At 59.9% G+C, this 15,666-nt stretch carries 10 protein-coding genes; 5 read left to right on the top strand and 5 right to left on the bottom strand.

Going from position 1 to position 15,666, the window contains the following annotated elements; all coding sequences use genetic code 11:
• Positions 1–4 precede the first annotated feature (4 nt).
• Positions 5–1,375: a peptide ligase PGM1-related protein gene (locus FHR70_RS11605; protein ID WP_343058793.1), complete on the bottom strand. Its 1,371-nt coding sequence runs from the start codon at positions 1,373–1,375 to the stop codon at positions 5–7.
• A gap of 407 nt (positions 1,376–1,782) precedes the next feature.
• On the opposite strand from FHR70_RS11605, the gene FHR70_RS11600 reads away from it, so the two are divergent.
• The 3 genes from FHR70_RS11600 to FHR70_RS11590 are packed head-to-tail and all read left to right on the top strand — an operon-like array spanning position 1,783 to position 5,342.
• Complete coding sequence (locus FHR70_RS11600) at positions 1,783–3,861, top strand: PAS domain-containing sensor histidine kinase (RefSeq protein ID WP_183450328.1); 2,079 nt, start codon at positions 1,783–1,785, stop codon at positions 3,859–3,861.
• The gene (locus FHR70_RS11595) at positions 3,862–4,293 is read left to right on the top strand and encodes a response regulator (RefSeq protein WP_183450325.1); all 432 of its coding nucleotides are present in this window, start codon (positions 3,862–3,864) and stop codon (positions 4,291–4,293) included.
• Complete coding sequence (locus FHR70_RS11590) at positions 4,290–5,342, top strand: sensor histidine kinase (protein ID WP_183450323.1); 1,053 nt, start codon at positions 4,290–4,292, stop codon at positions 5,340–5,342. Before FHR70_RS11595 ends, FHR70_RS11590 begins: the two co-directional genes overlap by 4 nt.
• 88 nt (positions 5,343–5,430) lie before the next feature.
• On the opposite strand, the gene FHR70_RS11585 is transcribed toward FHR70_RS11590, so the two are convergent.
• On the bottom strand, positions 5,431–7,887 hold the full coding sequence (locus FHR70_RS11585; protein WP_183450321.1) for an SdrD B-like domain-containing protein: 2,457 nt from the start codon (positions 7,885–7,887) through the stop codon (positions 5,431–5,433).
• Between the two features lie 958 nt (positions 7,888–8,845).
• Between FHR70_RS11585 and FHR70_RS11580 the strand changes: the two genes are divergently transcribed.
• The gene (locus FHR70_RS11580) at positions 8,846–10,489 is read left to right on the top strand and encodes a Na/Pi cotransporter family protein (protein ID WP_183450319.1); all 1,644 of its coding nucleotides are present in this window, start codon (positions 8,846–8,848) and stop codon (positions 10,487–10,489) included.
• Positions 10,490–10,493: 4 nt separating this feature from the next.
• Here FHR70_RS11580 and FHR70_RS11575 read toward each other — a convergent pair whose 3' ends face one another.
• A complete protein-coding gene (locus FHR70_RS11575; RefSeq protein ID WP_183450317.1) occupies positions 10,494–10,697 on the bottom strand; it encodes a hypothetical protein in 204 nt (67 codons plus the stop codon).
• 139 nt (positions 10,698–10,836) lie between these two features.
• On the opposite strand from FHR70_RS11575, the gene gcvA reads away from it, so the two are divergent.
• Positions 10,837–11,763 (top strand): transcriptional regulator GcvA, encoded by a 927-nt coding sequence (gene gcvA / locus FHR70_RS11570; RefSeq protein WP_425487868.1) that lies wholly within the window; start codon positions 10,837–10,839, stop codon positions 11,761–11,763.
• 17 nt (positions 11,764–11,780) lie between these two features.
• Here the strand turns inward: gcvA and mdoH are convergent, their stop codons facing one another.
• Both mdoH and FHR70_RS11560 read right to left on the bottom strand, forming a co-directional pair.
• Complete coding sequence (mdoH, locus tag FHR70_RS11565) at positions 11,781–13,976, bottom strand: glucans biosynthesis glucosyltransferase MdoH (protein WP_183450313.1); 2,196 nt, start codon at positions 13,974–13,976, stop codon at positions 11,781–11,783.
• Complete coding sequence (locus FHR70_RS11560; RefSeq protein ID WP_246408108.1) at positions 13,952–15,472, bottom strand: OpgD/OpgG family glucan biosynthesis protein; 1,521 nt, start codon at positions 15,470–15,472, stop codon at positions 13,952–13,954. The genes mdoH and FHR70_RS11560 overlap by 25 nt, the downstream gene beginning before the upstream one ends.
• Positions 15,473–15,666: the final 194 nt, after the last annotated feature.

The following is a 15,666-nucleotide window of genomic DNA, read 5'->3' as shown; positions in this document are numbered from 1 at the left end:
CGGGTCAGGCGTCGGCGCTCTCCCGATCCAGGACCTCGGTCGTGCGCCGGTAGAGCGCGTTCGCCTCCTCGTGGGAGGGAGCGATGCACAGGACCCCGAGCTTCCCGAACTCCGACAAGGCGCCGATCAGGTGAAAGACGACGCCTTTCTGGGAGGCTCCATCGAAGTGCAGCCTGTTGATCGCAGCTATATCGATAAGGTCGTCGGGAGCGAGGCCACGATAGAGGGGCGATTCCAGATTGTCGGACGCGTAGTAGCAACGAGGCTGGCCGGCCGGCGTGAGGAAGTTGCCGGTGTCCGGGTCGTAGCAGCCGTCCGTGAGGAACTCGAGCATCATGAACGGATGCGTCGTTCCCCCACGCCTCAGGTTGATCTCGATGGCGTAGTGCCGCCATTCATTGCCTTCGAGGACCGAAAGGAAGTCGATGGCAAACCGCCCACAGACGCCCTTCTCGGCAAGCGCCCTTGCCGCCTTCAGGCCATCCCCCTGTATGGCGAGGCGATAGTGCGCGTCGGCCGGGAAGGTGCAGCCGAGGAAGACCTGCCCGCTCTCTCCGCCGAGAACCTGATCATGGGTCGAGACCGGCTCCAGTTGCCCAAGCGGATCGACGCGAAACTGAGCAGAGGGGGAGCGTTTGACCTCACCTTCAATGAACTCCTCCACGATGCCGCCCATGGTGGAAAGCTTTTCCTCGAACAGTTCCCAGGTCATGTCCTTGGCCTCGAAAGCCAAGTGATGAAGACGCTCGCGAAGCCACCCCCGCAGATTGGATCCTTCAGGAGCTCCCTCGTAGGCGAAGACCGCATTGCCCTCGCCTGAGAAGCCCTCATTGAGCTTCACGACAGCCCGCCGGATCGCGGGCCGGCGCTGCTTCAGCCCCATGAGCGCATCCACGATCTGATCCGGCGTGAAGAGATCCTCGAAGCCCTCGGGCATCGCTATTCCAGCCTCGCGGAAGATCTTCCGCGAACCGCTCTTGGAGCCGAGAGACAGCAAATCCGGATCGCAGCCATAGATCGGCAGGTCGAGGCTGAGCGCCAGGTCGCGCTCCAGTTCCGTGACGTTGAAGCAGATCATATAGGCGGAGGACAGATCGGAAATGGCGTCCCTGATCCGCTGCTGCAGGCGCGGGCGCTCGATGATCTTTTCGGTCAGGGAGGTGCGCGATCCATCGTGGCAAGAGAGAAGGGTCAGGCGTTCTCTGGCGTGCTGTGCTGGGATCCCCGGCATCAGGTGCAGGTAATAGTCGATAATGGGCTCTGGGACCGGGTGGCTCGTCACATAGACGATCTGCGTCCGGGGCAGCCGTAGGAGCATCAGGTAGCAGAGCATCCGCTCTTCGTAATGGTGAACGCCCGAAATGTTCGCCAACACCTCCCGATCCATGCTCAGGCTGGGGACTATGACGACCGTCCGAGGTGTGTCCTGATCGGAAAACCCGCGGAACATGGACGTCAGGCGGGCCTTCAGCTGGGCGAATGCTCCCGGCTCTAGGGAAACCGCGGAGGTGCACGCTCCATTTGTCATCGACCCTGCATCCCCTTCGTCACGCTTATGGCCCAAACCCCGGCAGCGGAACGCTTGTGGCCAAGGTTTTGTTGCACTGCGGTCGGGCTATGGGACGGGCGCCAATCGACGGGAGCTGACACGAGGAGTGTCGGATCGGCCACAGGTACGATTGCTTTTGTCGCGCCCATGGCTCTGGGCAGAACAGTACCTAAATACGCATAAGCTTTGCCCGGCATGACACAGGGAGGCTGGCGGCTGTCCAGCGCAAGTTCTTGAAGACGATCAATTTCGAGGCGCTGTTCAGCGCCTCTCCCAATCCCTATGTTCTGGTGGATCTCTCGCTCAATATCGTCGGACTGAACGACGCCTATCTCAAAGTCACCATGCGTGAGCGGGACGATCTGGTCGGGCGCAACATGTTCGATGCCTTTCCGAGCGATCCGGACTCGCCAAGCCATCGCCAACTGCGAAATTCCTTCGATAAAGTGATCCGCGAAAAGGCGGCAGATCATATACCCATCATCGAATACGCCATCCCTCTGCCCAACGGCCAAGGTTTCGAGGAGCGCTTCTGGAGTGCGACCCACACGCCCCTCTTCAATCATGCGGGCGAGATGATCTTCATCCTCCAGCATACGGTGGATGTGACCGAGCTTCATCGTTTGAGGGCTCTTGCGCGAAGCTCGGTTCTGCCCTCCGGTCCCTCCGCCCTGATCGAAACGGACATGTTCCGCCGGGCCCAGGCGGTGCAGGAGGCCAACCAGGTGCTGACGGAGGAGCGGCAGCATCTGCGCGGCCTGTTCGAGCAGGCTCCCGGCTTCATGGCGGCTCTCAGCGGCCCGGACCATGTTTTCACGATGGCGAATGCCGCTTACCTGCGGCTGATCGGCCGTGAGAACATTATCGGCAAGAGTGTTCGGGAGGCCTTGCCCGAGGTCGTCGAGCAGGGATTCCTGGCGCTTCTCGATCGCGTGTATCAGAATGGTCAGCCCTTCGTCGGCCGGAGCATCAGGATTGTTCTGGAGCCTGATGCCAGTGGTGCTTCCGAAGAGCGCTTTCTCGATTTCGTCTACCAACCGATCTTCGATCCGGATGGCAAGGTATCTGGCATCTTCGTCCAGGGCCATGACGTGACCGAGCAGAAGCGGAACGAGGAGGCCCTCCGCGAGAGCGAAGAACGCTTCCGGGTCATCGCCAATTCCATCGACCAGATGATCTGGGCAACCCAGCCGAACGGCTTCCATGACTACTACAATCAGCGCTGGTACGAGTACACCGGCGTACCCGAAGGGACGACCGACGGGGAAGGATGGAACGATATGTTCCATCCGGAGGATCAAGACAGGGCTTGGAGGGTCTGGCGCCGATGCCTGGAAACTGGCGAGCCCTATCACATCGAATACCGACTTCGGCACCGGTCAGGCGAGTATCGCTGGGTTCTGGGCCGGGCGCAGCCGCTTCGTGACAGCTCAGGACGCATTGTGCGGTGGTACGGCAGCTGCACGGACATCCACGACCTCAAGCACGCCCAGGAGGAGACGCGCCGTCTTGCGGCCATGCTAGCCGAGCGGGTGGCTGAACTGGATGAAGCGAACGAAGAAATCCAGCGCTTCGCCTACATCGTCAGCCACGATCTCAGAGCGCCCCTCGTCAATGTCATGGGGTTTACGAGCGAGCTTGAAGCCGCCCAGACGGAAGTGGAGCGGTTCTACCAACACGTTCTTGGGCGGGATCCTCAGTTGGTCACACCAGCTGCCCGCATGGCCGTCGAGACGGATCTACCGGAGGCCATCGGGTTCATCCGCTCCTCGACTGTCAAGATGGACAAGCTGATCAACGCCATCCTGAAGCTCTCCCGCGAGGGCAGGCGCGTGCTGATGCCTGAGCCGCTCAGCATCGGACAGCTGCTTGAGGCCCAGTGCCAAAGCGTCGCACATCAACTTCAGGAGCGTGGGGCGGAACTGATTGTCGAAACTGTCCCAGACCTCACCAGCGATCGGCTCGCGATCGAGCAGGTCTTCGGGAATTTGGTCGATAATGCGGTCAAATATCTGGATCCCAGCCGCCCTGGGCGGATTGTGGTGCGGGGCAGAGACCTTGGAGCGAATGTCCAGCTCGAAATCCAGGATAATGGTCGGGGGATCGACCCCAAGGACTTCGAACGGATCTTCGACCTGTTCCGCCGATCCGGCGTGCAGGATCAGCAGGGGGAGGGCATTGGGCTTGCACATGTCCGTGCGCTTGTGCGAAGGCTAGGCGGGACAATAACTGTGTCGTCGCGGCTGGGGGAAGGCTCGACCTTCACGGTCGTTCTGCCGAAATATATCAGCCTGAACTCGGAAGCCGCCTAAATGCCCCAGCAACAAACGGTCACCATCATCATGATCGAGGATGATGAGGGCCATGCCCGCCTGATCGAGAAGAACATTCGCCGCGCGGGCGTCTGTAACGAGATCCGGACCTTCGCAAGCGGGACGAGTGCCCTGGAGCACCTTTTCAGCGAAGACGTGCGCAATGCGGGACCGTTCCTGGTTCTGCTGGACTTGAACCTGCCAGACATGAACGGGGTGGATATTCTCGCCAAGCTGAAAAGCGACGAGAAGTTGAAGCGTGCACCGGTGGTCGTGCTCACAACCACCGATGACCAGCGCGAAATCCAGCGCTGCTACGACCTCGGCGCCAATGTCTATATCACGAAGCCTGTTGAATACGAATCGTTCTCCCAGGCCATCCGTCAGCTGGGATTGTTCCTGTCCGTCATCCAGGTTCCCGAGACGCTATGATCGAAGGGGAGATAAACAGCCCGCCGATCCGGCTCCTGTACATCGATGACGACCATGGCCTTGGCCGCCTCGTCGAGCGTACCCTTTCACGTCACGGCTTTCATGTCAGGCACGCGTTGAGCGGCGACGAGGGTCTGAACGAGCTTGCGGCCGAGCGCTTCGACGTGATTGCCTTGGATCACTTCATGCCAGGTAAGGAGGGGCTGGAAGTCCTCTCTGAGATCCACAAGCTCCCTGACCCTCCACCTGTCGTCTATGTGACTGGTGCCGATGAAGGCAGGATCGCCGTTGCCGCTCTCAAGGCCGGTGCCGCGGACTATGTGATCAAGGATGTTGGCGGTGTATTCCTTGATCTCCTCCGAACGGCTGCCGAGCAGGCACTTGCCGCCGCCCGTCTCCGACGCGAGAAAGAGGCGGCTGAACGGGAAATGCGCGAGGCCCGGGAACGCGCGGAGATGCTCCTCCGCGAAGTCAATCACCGGGTTGCCAACAGCCTGCAGCTTGTTGCCTCCCTTGTGGCCATGCAGCAGAGGGCGTTGGGAAGCGATACGGTCGCCAGGGATACCCTGGCCGAAACCCAGAGCCGCATCACGGCCATCTCGCAGATTCACCGTCGTCTCTATACCTCGAACGACATTCGCTTCGTGGAGATGGACACTTACCTGCAAGGGCTGATCGAGGAGCTGGAAGGGGCCATGAGGGCTGCCGGTCGCGTCCATACGATCACCGTTTTGGCGGAACCGGTTTCGATACCCACTGACAAGGCGGTCTCTGTCGGGGTTATTGTGACGGAGCTTGTCACCAATGCCTTCAAGTACGCTTATCCGGAGGGCACATCCGGTGACATCCGCGTTGCCCTGTCGTCTGCCGGCGAGCAGGCCGTTCTTGTCGTTGAGGATGACGGCATCGGCTGGAAGGGCGACGGAGAAGTGCAAGGCAGTGGACTTGGCACGAAGATTGTGAAGGCTATGGCGTCCAACTTGCACTCCGCCATTCAGTTTGACCAGCAGCACCCGGGAACCCGCGCGGTGCTGCCCTTTACAATCTAGCAAACATTTCTTTCGTCTGAGCTTTCCTACGTCAAGAGGCGCCCCGTGGCGCCTCTTGGGGAACAGCTTCAATGAATCTGTCGGTGCTTCAGATCAAGTAGATGTGGCTGTATTTCAGATTGATGCCAGCATCGATCTTGGCGAACTCGATGGCCTTGACCTTTGTGCCCGAGCCGTCCGCATCATAGGAGAGGACGCCGGTCTGCTTGTTGTAGATCAGATAGTCGTTCTTGTCCTTGGCCTGCGTCCCGACCGTGAAGAAATTCTTGTTCAGCTGAGATGGCTTATCCAGCGATCCCTTGCCAAGCTTCTTGAACACGGCATTGTCGAGGTAGAACTTGTCGTCTTTCACCTTGAAGTCGGTGATCGTATCGAAGTTTACCTTCCTGTCGGTCGTAGACGTTCCCAGCTTCTGGTCGAAGACGAACTTGTCCCTGCCGGTGCCTCCGGACAACGTGTCGTTACCATAGCCACCGAAGACCATGTCGTCGCCCTCGGCGGCCGTGATCGCGTTCTTGCCGGCGTTGCCGATCATCACGTTGTTCAATTTGTTGCCGGTGAGGCTGAGGGCAGCTTTGCCAGCAGCGGTGATGTTGAGGGCGTCGCTCGCGAGCGTCATGCTGGAAGAAGTGACGAGTGTCTTCTCTTCATGCAGCCAAGCGAGATCACTGGCGAATGCGGATGGCAGAACGAAATCTTCAGGCATCTCGTCGCCGAAGATGTAGTCCACGCCGCCTGTGCCATAGAGCCTGTCGGACCCAGCTCCGCCGACGATCAGGTCGTCGCCACCATTGCCGTAGCCGATATCGTCGCCATTCCCGCCGATCATCACATCACGGCTGTTGCCGCCATAGAGTTGGTCGTTGCCCTCTTTGCCGTTCAGGCCGTTGACACCCTCGTTTCCGTAAAGATTGTCGTCACCGCCTGCGCCAATCAGCTTGTCGCGGTCGTTGCCGCCATAGCCGTTCTGACCCTTGCCGAGATCCCGCCATTCGTAGTTGCGAGGAGCAACCTGCCGATCATCGTTGACTTCGATATCAACCGGCTTGCGGCCCGCCATTGCGACCAGATCCGCGAACTTGACGACAGCGCCGTCACCGAGTTTGAGGGCCGTGGCAGTGCTGCTGTCTAGCCCCGAGTAGTCGTTGAAGACGATTGCGCCGCCGTCGCTGAAGACCAGAGCGAGCTTGTTGTGCTTCGGCGTATCGATCCAGTTCGCAACCTTGCCGACCCATGTCGCCTTAATGTCCTTGAGCGCATAGCCTGAAAGCTCGATGACATCGTCGCCGGGCCTAAAGTCCCAGATCATGTCGACGCCGTCACCCTTGGCGTACCGATAGGTATCCTGACCGTCATTGCCGTAGAGGTTGTCGCCGATGAGAACCTTGTTCAGCTTTCCATTGCCCGGGTTGCGGGCAATCTCGCCACGATCCGTGCCGCCGTAGATCGTGTCGTTGCCGCCTTCACCCTGCATCTCGTCGTTGCCGCTGCCGCCATGGATGAAGTCGTCATGGTCGCCGGCTTCGATGAGATCGTCATTTCCGATCTCCTGTGGAGGAGTAACGACGGGAGGTTGGCTTTCAACCTTGGACAGCCCGGCATCGACGGCCGTGACATGCCTCGTGGTTTCATCGATCGTGTAGGAACCTGTGCGGCCGGTACTCGCATCGGCGTCGCTGTCTCGGGTGTCGTCAGTGCCGGCATCCGACAGGGTGAAACGGTAGGCTCCCTCCGGACCCTTGCCGAACTGAACGTCGTAGGTGCCGAAAGATAGATTACTGAACCGATACTCGCCCTTGTCGTCCGTGGTTACGGTCGACAGAATCGTGCCGTTAGCATCAATGAGCCTGACCTCAATGCCGGGCAGGCCGGTTTCCTGGCCATCATCCTGAATGCCATCCTGGTCGAGATCGAGCCAGACCTGCCCTGAAAGAGAGCCGGTTGGCGCAATCATTGGAGCTGCGGGCGCCAAACCCCATAGCTTGAGGCTGTCATTGCGCTTGGTCCCGTCCGCTCCGACGCTCGTGAGACGCGCGCCAAAGCCCTGTAGCGCCAAGTGCTCAAGGGTCAGGGTGTCAGTGGCATGATCCAGAATAAGGGAGACTGTCTTGATATCATCGCGCCCGATACCCGACGTTCCAATTCCAATTCCCACATCATAGGGGGTGAGGGGGCGGCCGTTCATGTTGTCGCTGTTGCCGTCACCTGGCACGGCGTCGACGCCATCGGCGTCAAATATGCGCCCATTGATCAGCGAGTCGGAACCGGGCGCCCCAGTGACCGAGAGATCCTTCAGCCAGTTCTCGTCCTTGAGATTGTTCTCGATGCCTGCAAGATGAAAGAAAATACCGCGCAGATCGGCAGTATCCTTATCCCCATCGCCGTCGTTATCGACGATGGTCGCAGTCAACCGCAGGGTGCCGTCCGACAATTGTTCAATGAGAAACTGAACCGCGGGAGTTCCGATTTCATAGACGGAACCGGTGTTACCGATCCGCTCATCCTTGTTGATGATGAACTCGATCGCCCGAACCACGCCAGACATGCAGCTTGCCCCTAGACGAGAGTGAGCCGACGCAGTGAGGTCAGAGCGAGCCACTCCTATTTTGGGACCTATCAACGCCTTCTATGACGTAAAGTCAATTGCTGCTTAGGTTTCTGAGTGGGAATTTATAGGAGACCGGGATCGGAGCATAAGCTTATTTCAAGAATATAGATGCCAATCTTTCCCGGTTGTGTTGCAAGTTTGTTGCGGAAAGTAGAGGTTTATCGGTGTGGATGTCTCCTTGAGGAAGAGGCATTCAATCTTGCCCTGATCTCCCCGATCAAGGTGTTCAACTCCCTCTGCAGGCGGTTTAAGCGTGACAGGAGTTCGTTGTCCGGCATTTGGGAGGCAGAGGCGGTTTCTTCCCCGTTGAGAGGCTGCTGCGTCATGCTGCGCAACTCCTCCAGGGTCGTAGGGCCGATATTAGGCACGGTCAGCCACTGGGAATCGGAGATGCTGGCTACTTCACGGATCGTAGGGCAGCGGCCCTGGAATTCGGCCAGAATGGCTCCCCGGACGCGCCCGGAGCACTTTTCGATCGGAAATGGATCATCCAAACCCATCTCACACCCTCGCACGCTCACCAGAGAGATACTGTCCATCAAGAATGCGACCCTCAAGACTTGGCCGTGTCGATAATCATGCGTACCGGCTAATTGTGGAAAAGAGCAGACGTCATTTCGGGGATTGTGGAATGCGTTGGGAGTAGCCAAATTGTTCCGCATCTACATTCGGTTGTCCCTGGGAGGGTAGCCAGGGTCAAATCTTTGAACCGATTAGATAAATGGGATTAGAGTTCACTCTCGGCCAAAATCCCTGCCAATTCGTCTCTTCCACGGCAATTTCTTGGCTTTCCTACGGTGGGAAAACCATTATTAGCCGGCAACCTTATTGCCGTCCTGGCTCTTGGCGGATAAGCAGATCGATTGTGCCATCCTTTCCGGCTTTTGAGGGCTGAATGTCTGCAACGTCCGTCTTGATCCACCTGTTCGGTGAGATTGCTCTGCTTCTCTGGGGCATCACCATGGTCAACAGCGGGGTGCAGCGCGCTTTCGGCAGTGATCTGCGCTGGATTCTCGGGATGGCGCTGAGAACCCGCCTTCAGGCTTTTCTGGCAGGCGTTGGCGTCACGACCGTTCTTCAGAGCAGTACCGCCACAGCGCTGATGGTGTCGTCCTTCACAGCCGGAGGAGCGGTGGACATTGTTCCGGCGCTTGCTGTGATGCTGGGTGCCAATGTGGGCACGACACTGATCGTGCAGGTACTTTCCTTTGACGTATCCCTGATCTTTCCGGTGCTTATCTTCGGAGGCTTCATGGCCTTCCGGCGTGGAAAGACCAGCCGGACGAAGGACCTCGGGCGCGTCGCCATTGGTCTCGGACTGATGCTGCTGTCGCTCCACCTGCTGAGCGAGACGATCCACCTGATCGAGAATTCAGCCGTCCTGAAGGAGCTTCTCGCTTCCATTGCGTCCGATCCATTGATCCTGGTGCTTTTGTCGGCGATCTTTGCCTGGATTGCCCATTCCAGTGTGGCTGCCATGCTGCTGATCATGTCCCTGGCGGCAGCTGGCGTGATTGGACCATCTGCTGCCCTTGTCATGGTTCTCGGCGCCAATCTCGGCAGCGCATTCAACCCATTCCTCGAAGCTATGGGGGGCGACCCCGCCAAGATCCGAGTACCGGTCGGCAACTTGGCCACCCGGGTCATCGGCTGTGCCGTGGCGCTGCCTCTGATCGATCCAATTCTGACGGCGATGGCGCTCATCGACCCGAATCCGTCGCGCCTCGCGGCGAACTTCCACACGATCTTCAATGTAGCGCTGGCGGTCCTCTTCATCCTGCCGCTGCCCTGGATCGCAAAGCTGCTCGTCAGGCTGTTCCCGGAAAAGCTACAAGCCTCTGATCCGGGAGTGCCTCAATATCTGGACAAGGATGCACTGGACACGCCTTCGGTCGCGTTGTCCAACGCAGCCCGCGAGGTTCTGCGGATGGTCGACACGGTCGAAGCGATGCTGCGCAGCTCGCAGGATCTCTTCCGGGAGGACGATATCAGCCGTGTCGATCAGGTCAGCCGCACGGACGACGTACTGGACCGGCTGTTCAGCGCCATCCGGCGCTATCTGAGCTCCATCAACCATGAGGCCTTGAGCGAAGCGGAGGCAAAGCGCCTCTCGGATATCCTCGCCTTCGCCATCAACCTGGAGCATATCGGCGACATCATCGACAAGAACCTGATGGAATTGGCCGCCAAGCGCATCAAGAACCACATGCGACTGCCGAAGGACAGTCTGGAGGACATCACCAGCATGCATGCCAAGCTGCTGGAGCACCTTCAGCTGGCGGCCTCCGTTCTCATGTTCCAGGATATCGGCTCGGCTCGTCGGCTCGTCTCCGAGAAGGAGCGGTTCCGGGATCTTGAGCGTGCGGTGGCTCAGAAGCACCTCGACCAGCTCCGGTCCGGCAGGACAGCAGGGGATACCAGCGCGATCCAGCTCGATATCGTGCGAGATCTCAAGCGTATCGAGGCTCACATCGCCTCCACAGGGCATTCCCTTCTGGAACAGAGCGGAGAGCTCAAGCCGAGCCGCCTGACATCCTGACGGCTTATTGCTTCTGATCCTTCAGGGTTCGCCAATCCATGTAGCGGACAGGATCAGGCAGACCGATGTCGCGCCGCTCATAATCGGACAGGTGGCTCAGATCGGAGATGACCGTATTTGTCCTGAGATAATGCGGGCGGAGCCAGAGTTTCAGGCGCAGCCAAGCGCTCTCGATACCGCGCAGGCGGCGAGTCTCTTCGTACCTCATGATAGCCTACCGATTGTTTCGTCAGAGGGCCTCAGCGCCCTCGATCAAGCATCCATAAGGTGCTCCTGTCGCAGGAGCTTGACAAAGCAAATGCCAATGGGCTGGCATAAGGCAGCCTTATGGATGATCCATGCCCAAGATGCCGTCTAAACTACCTCCCATGAGTGCCGTCAGAGTCTTTGAGGCGGCGGCGCGGCACCAGAGCTTCACCCGTGCTGCGGTGGAACTGGGCATGACCCAGGCTGCCGTGAGCTACCAGATCAAGATCCTCGAGGACCGGATCGGCGCCCCTTTGTTCACCCGCTTGCCGCGGCAGGTCACCCTGACGGCCAAGGGGAAGCAACTCGCTCCTGCCGTAACAGAGGCCTTTGAAGCCTTGCGCACGGCCTTTGCCGGCATTGAAGCCACGGCTCAGACCGTTCTCTCGATCTCGACACTCACCACCTTCGCGGCCAATTGGCTCGTTCCTCGGCTGGGCCGCTTTCAGCAGCTTCATCCGAACATTGCGGTTCAGATCAATATCTCAGGGCAGGTGGTTGATTTCGGTCAGAGCGACTTCGACCTGGGGATCCGGAGCGGGAACGGGAACTGGCCAGGACTGGAGGCGCATCTCCTGTTTCCGAACCTGTTCACGCCGGTCTGTAGCCCTGAGCTGATCCAGGGTGTCACACTCAAAGAGCCATCCGATGTCCTGAGGTTCCCGATCATCTCACCCGGTGATCCGTGGTGGCAGGATTGGTTTGCCGCGGCAGGGGTGCGCGACTTCGATCCCTCGCAACGCCCCGACAACAACCTTGGGGCTCAGCAATTCGAGGGCATGGCCGCCATGGCAGGGCAGGGTTTTGCCCTGATCAACCCCTATTTCTTTCGAGTGGATCTCGCGGCCGGTCGCCTCGTTCAGCCCTTCGACCTGCTCGCCACTTCTGAACGCGGGTACTGGCTCGTCTACCCGAAAGCCCGGCGTCGCTCCCACAAAATCGAGGCCTTCCGCGACTGGGTCTTGAGCGAGGTCGCTGGAGATGCGGAAAGGACGGCTGGTCTCACGTCAATGGAAACAGGAGCCTGAGAGGCACCGGCTCCCGTTCACTCGGCTGCCTGTGCCTCTGCTGATTTGGGCTTCAGTTGCACCAGCATATCGATGAGTGCACGGTCGTGGAGAACGACCATGCGCTCCTTGTTGTGGAGCCAGCTCACCGCATCGTCGATGGTTTCGGCATCGACGAGCTTCGCCTCCGCTAGAGCGCGTTCCGTTTCGATGATCCCGCGCTTCCGAGGCAGCGCAGATGGAAGCATCTCGATATGGCGCTCCCGCAAAGCCGGATCCTCATAGATGGCCTTGAGGCTGTCGGCGTCGTCAAAACCGAAGGACACGTTGCGGGCCTGGAGCTCGTTGGCGCGGGTTGCGATGGCCGGAGGCTGATGCTCCTCAGGGGTCATGAGGAGCCCGAGCCGTTTAAGGGCAAGACCTGCTCCCAACTGGCCGCTGAGCCAGGAGAGAGGGATCGCCAGCAGCAAACCGATGATCGTCGGGGACATCCAGAGGAAGAGGGACGTGGCGATCATGAACGCGGAGAGACCGGCGAGCGCTCCAAGCACCGTGTGGGCCCGATGGCGGCGGACGATGTCCTTGAACGGAATGGAGCCGTCGTCGCGACGCTGCGGCTGCCAGCCCGTGTCCCGCCCGAGCAGGATCTGGAATACCGAACCCGACTGGATGAGCATCAGGATCGGGGCCAGGAGGGCCGACAGGATAATTTCCAGCGTCGAGGAGATGATCAGCCGAATGCCGCCGCCGGATGCGCGCCGGTCGCTGCCGCGGATGAGCATCAGGATCAGGCCGAAGAGCTTCGGCGCGAGCAGGATCCCCATGGTCACCGCGAACAGTGTGAGGGCTCGCTCGGGGTCGAACCGGGGCCAGATCGGGTACAGGCGGAAATCACGGGCGAAATATTCCGGCCGGATATAGGTGGTCTGCAGGACCAGCGCGATACCGACGATCAGTTGGAACAGCCAGAAAGGCGAGGCCAGATAAGACATAATGCCGGTGGCGAAGTGCTGGCGCGTGGGCAGCTTCAGGCCTTTGGCTCCGATGACTCGCATGTGCTGCAGATTGCCCTGGCACCAGCGCCGGTCGCGGGCTGACAGGTCGATGAGAGAGGGCGGGCTTTCCTCATAGGATCCTTGGAGGTCCGCGAGCATGTAGACGGACCAGCCGGCACGGCGCAGGAGAGCCGCCTCAACAAAGTCATGGCTGAGGATGTGGCCGCCGAAGGGTGGTTTACCTTTGAGGTCCGGCAATCCGCCATGGGCGGCGAAAGCCTTGGTGCGGATGATTGCGTTGTGACCCCAGTAATTGCCGTCGCGTCCCATCCAGACTGCAAGGCCCATGGCGATAACCGGCCCGGTCACCCGGGCGGCATATTGCTGAAGCCGCGCGAAAAGGGTGTTCCGGTTGATGATCAGCGGCAGCGACTGAATGATGCCGGCATCCGGATCGGCCTCCATGGCAGCCGCCAGACGCACGATGCACTCGCCGGTCATGAGACTGTCGGCGTCGAGCACCAGCATGTGCTCGTAATGCCCCCCCCAGCGGGAGACGAAATCGGCGATGTTGCCGGCCTTGCGGTGATGGTTTTTCTGGCGATGACGATAATAGAACCGCGCGCCGGGTCCGAGACGCTCCCTCAGGGCGAGGAACGCGCGTTCCTCGGCAACCCAGGCATCCGGGTGGGTGGTGTCGGAAAGAATGAAATAATCGAAACTGCCCCCGAGACCGGTCGCCTGAACGGATTCATAGATCGCTTCCAGGGCCGCGAAGGTGCGGTCGGTCTGCTCGTTATAGACCGGCATGACGATCGCGGTCTTATGCTGGAGCGTCGAGGGCAGGGGGCCGCGATGTCCCGGGCGGCGGAGCAGGGCGAGAAAGCCCAGGAGCGCGCTGGTGAACGCAACGGCGATCCACGAAAAGTTGACGGTGAACAGGCCGACGAGCACCCACTGGAGCGCTGTGGTACGGCTAACCGACACGACCTGATACATCTCCCACGTGCCATAGGCCGTGAGGAGGAGGCCACCGCCGAACACGAAAAGGCGCGCGAGCCACGTTCCCAGCTTCGGATGCTGCAGAACAGGCCTGCGCTCCTCCGAAGACGACCACCGCCGGAGCGACTGGGTCGGCATGTCGACGTGTTTTTCAGGAGGCATAGCGGCTGCAGGCCGCTCGAGAGCAGCAACGTTCGGGTTTGAGTCGTGACTTACGGTGTCCAACGATACAGCCATGTCTCGCTAATCGGTTTCCCGCCTGCCTCAAGGATCAGGCGCATCTCACACGCGTTTTCGTTGCCCGGGTCAAGCTCGAATGCGACACGTACCGTCTTTCTCTCAGGATATGGCAAAAGTTTGAGGTTCTGGAACGTTCCAGGGCCAACGGTTAAGACGGATTTTAGGTCCGCCGGTAAAGTGTCGCCGAATGCGTCACCTGCGAAATCGACCGTGAAGCGCCGCCGCCGCCCCCCGCTTCCCCGGCCCGAGCGGGTCTGCGTCACCGTAGCGAGCGGCGGACGTTCGGGCGAGTTCCAGCCCCAGTATTGCCGGTAGGCAAGCGCCACCTCGGATCCTGCTGCCATAGGGGCTTTCGGACGCCAATAGGTGAGAATGTTGTCGTTGATCTCCGCATCGGTCGGGATCTCGAGGAGTTGCACACTGCCCTGAGCCCAATCCCCGAGGGGCTCGATCCAGACACTCGGCCGCCGCTCAAAACGCTGGTCATCATCCTGGAAAGCCTCGAAGGATCGCTCCCGCTGAAGCAGACCGAAGCCGCGAGGAGAGTTGTCCACGAAGGCAGATATCTGGAGCGTCTCGGGGTTGTGAAGCGGGCGCCAGAGCCATTCCCCGGAGCCGTTTAACATCTGAAGGCCTGAAGATTCATACACAGCGGGCCGGATATCGTCAGAATTGAGCAAGTCGTTCGGTCCGTAGAGGTAGGTCGATGCAAGCCCGCCCAGGCCCACGTGCTCCAGATTGACGCGCGGGAACAGGGTCGTCTCGACGTCAACGATGGTCATGTCGCCGGGGCGGAAGGTCATGCGGACCGCACCGGTGGTCGATTCCGAATCGAGGACCCCGTGAACTGTGATGCTGTTGCTGCCCACAGCCGGGCGCTCCAGCCAGAAAGCCCGGAAGGCCGGGAATTCTTCGCCACGAGCTTCCGCCGGACGTAGCGTCAGCGCCCGCGCGATTGCGCCGAAGCTCTGCCCTCGGGCGAGGGCGCGGAAGAAAGTGCCACCTTGCACCACGGCGAAATCGAATGGCTTGCCGTTGCCGACCTGGGCGATCAACTTGAAACCGGAATAGCGGATATCCGTGAGATTGTTGGGCAGGTTGATCCGGCCGAAATCGAACTGGGACGGATTGTAGCCGATCCGGCGAACCGCCCCATCCTCGACGATGAAGAGATCAACCGCGTCCCGGAACACGAACCCACGATGCAACGGCTCGACGGCGATCCCACGGGCCTCCGAACCCCAGGTTGGCGGCTGCGTGTAGCGGATCGCGGCATACTGCTCCGGATTCAGGTTGGCGAAGACGTCCGGCAGGTCGTTCGGAGGAGCGGCGAACGGCTTCTTGGCGAGCTGACGTGCGATATCAACAACCACCGCAGGATCGAACCGCTGATTCTCTCCCATCCTGGTGGAAATCGTCTCCTGGGGAGTCTGCGCCTTGAGGGTCGGCGCGTATGCAAGCCCGGCGACCGAGGCGCCGAGGTAAGCCAGCATGTCGCGCCGGCGAGGATAAAAGGGGGATGGACCCCTTGGCGGAACCGGCACAGTAATACTCTTGCGTGTACGAAGGCTCTTCAGCCAGACAAGTGGAATGCTTTATACATATCGTCAATCGTGAGCACGAAGTAAACGCAGCCGTTGGGCAAACTGCCTGATTGCTCATGAAACGATTGCCGATTTACCCCTTC

This window comes from Microvirga lupini (assembly GCF_014191055.1).
GTDB classification, from domain to species: Bacteria; Pseudomonadota; Alphaproteobacteria; order Rhizobiales; family Beijerinckiaceae; genus Microvirga; species Microvirga lupini_A.
Note: the sequence above shows the minus strand (reverse complement) of the source record. Positions and strands in the feature narration are given on the sequence as shown.

Coding starts and splice junctions, on each gene's coding strand:
- FHR70_RS11595 (WP_183450325.1), top strand. CDS start 3,862: ATGCCCCAGCAACAAACGGTCACCATCATCATGATCGAGGATGATGAG.
- mdoH (WP_183450313.1), bottom strand. CDS start 13,976: ATGGCTGTATCGTTGGACACCGTAAGTCACGACTCAAACCCGAACGTT.
- FHR70_RS11560 (WP_246408108.1), bottom strand. CDS start 15,472: ATGCTGGCTTACCTCGGCGCCTCGGTCGCCGGGCTTGCATACGCGCCG.
- FHR70_RS11580 (WP_183450319.1), top strand. CDS start 8,846: ATGTCTGCAACGTCCGTCTTGATCCACCTGTTCGGTGAGATTGCTCTG.
- gcvA (WP_425487868.1), top strand. CDS start 10,837: ATGCCGTCTAAACTACCTCCCATGAGTGCCGTCAGAGTCTTTGAGGCG.
- FHR70_RS11575 (WP_183450317.1), bottom strand. CDS start 10,697: ATGAGGTACGAAGAGACTCGCCGCCTGCGCGGTATCGAGAGCGCTTGG.
- FHR70_RS11590 (WP_183450323.1), top strand. CDS start 4,290: ATGATCGAAGGGGAGATAAACAGCCCGCCGATCCGGCTCCTGTACATC.
- FHR70_RS11585 (WP_183450321.1), bottom strand. CDS start 7,887: ATGTCTGGCGTGGTTCGGGCGATCGAGTTCATCATCAACAAGGATGAG.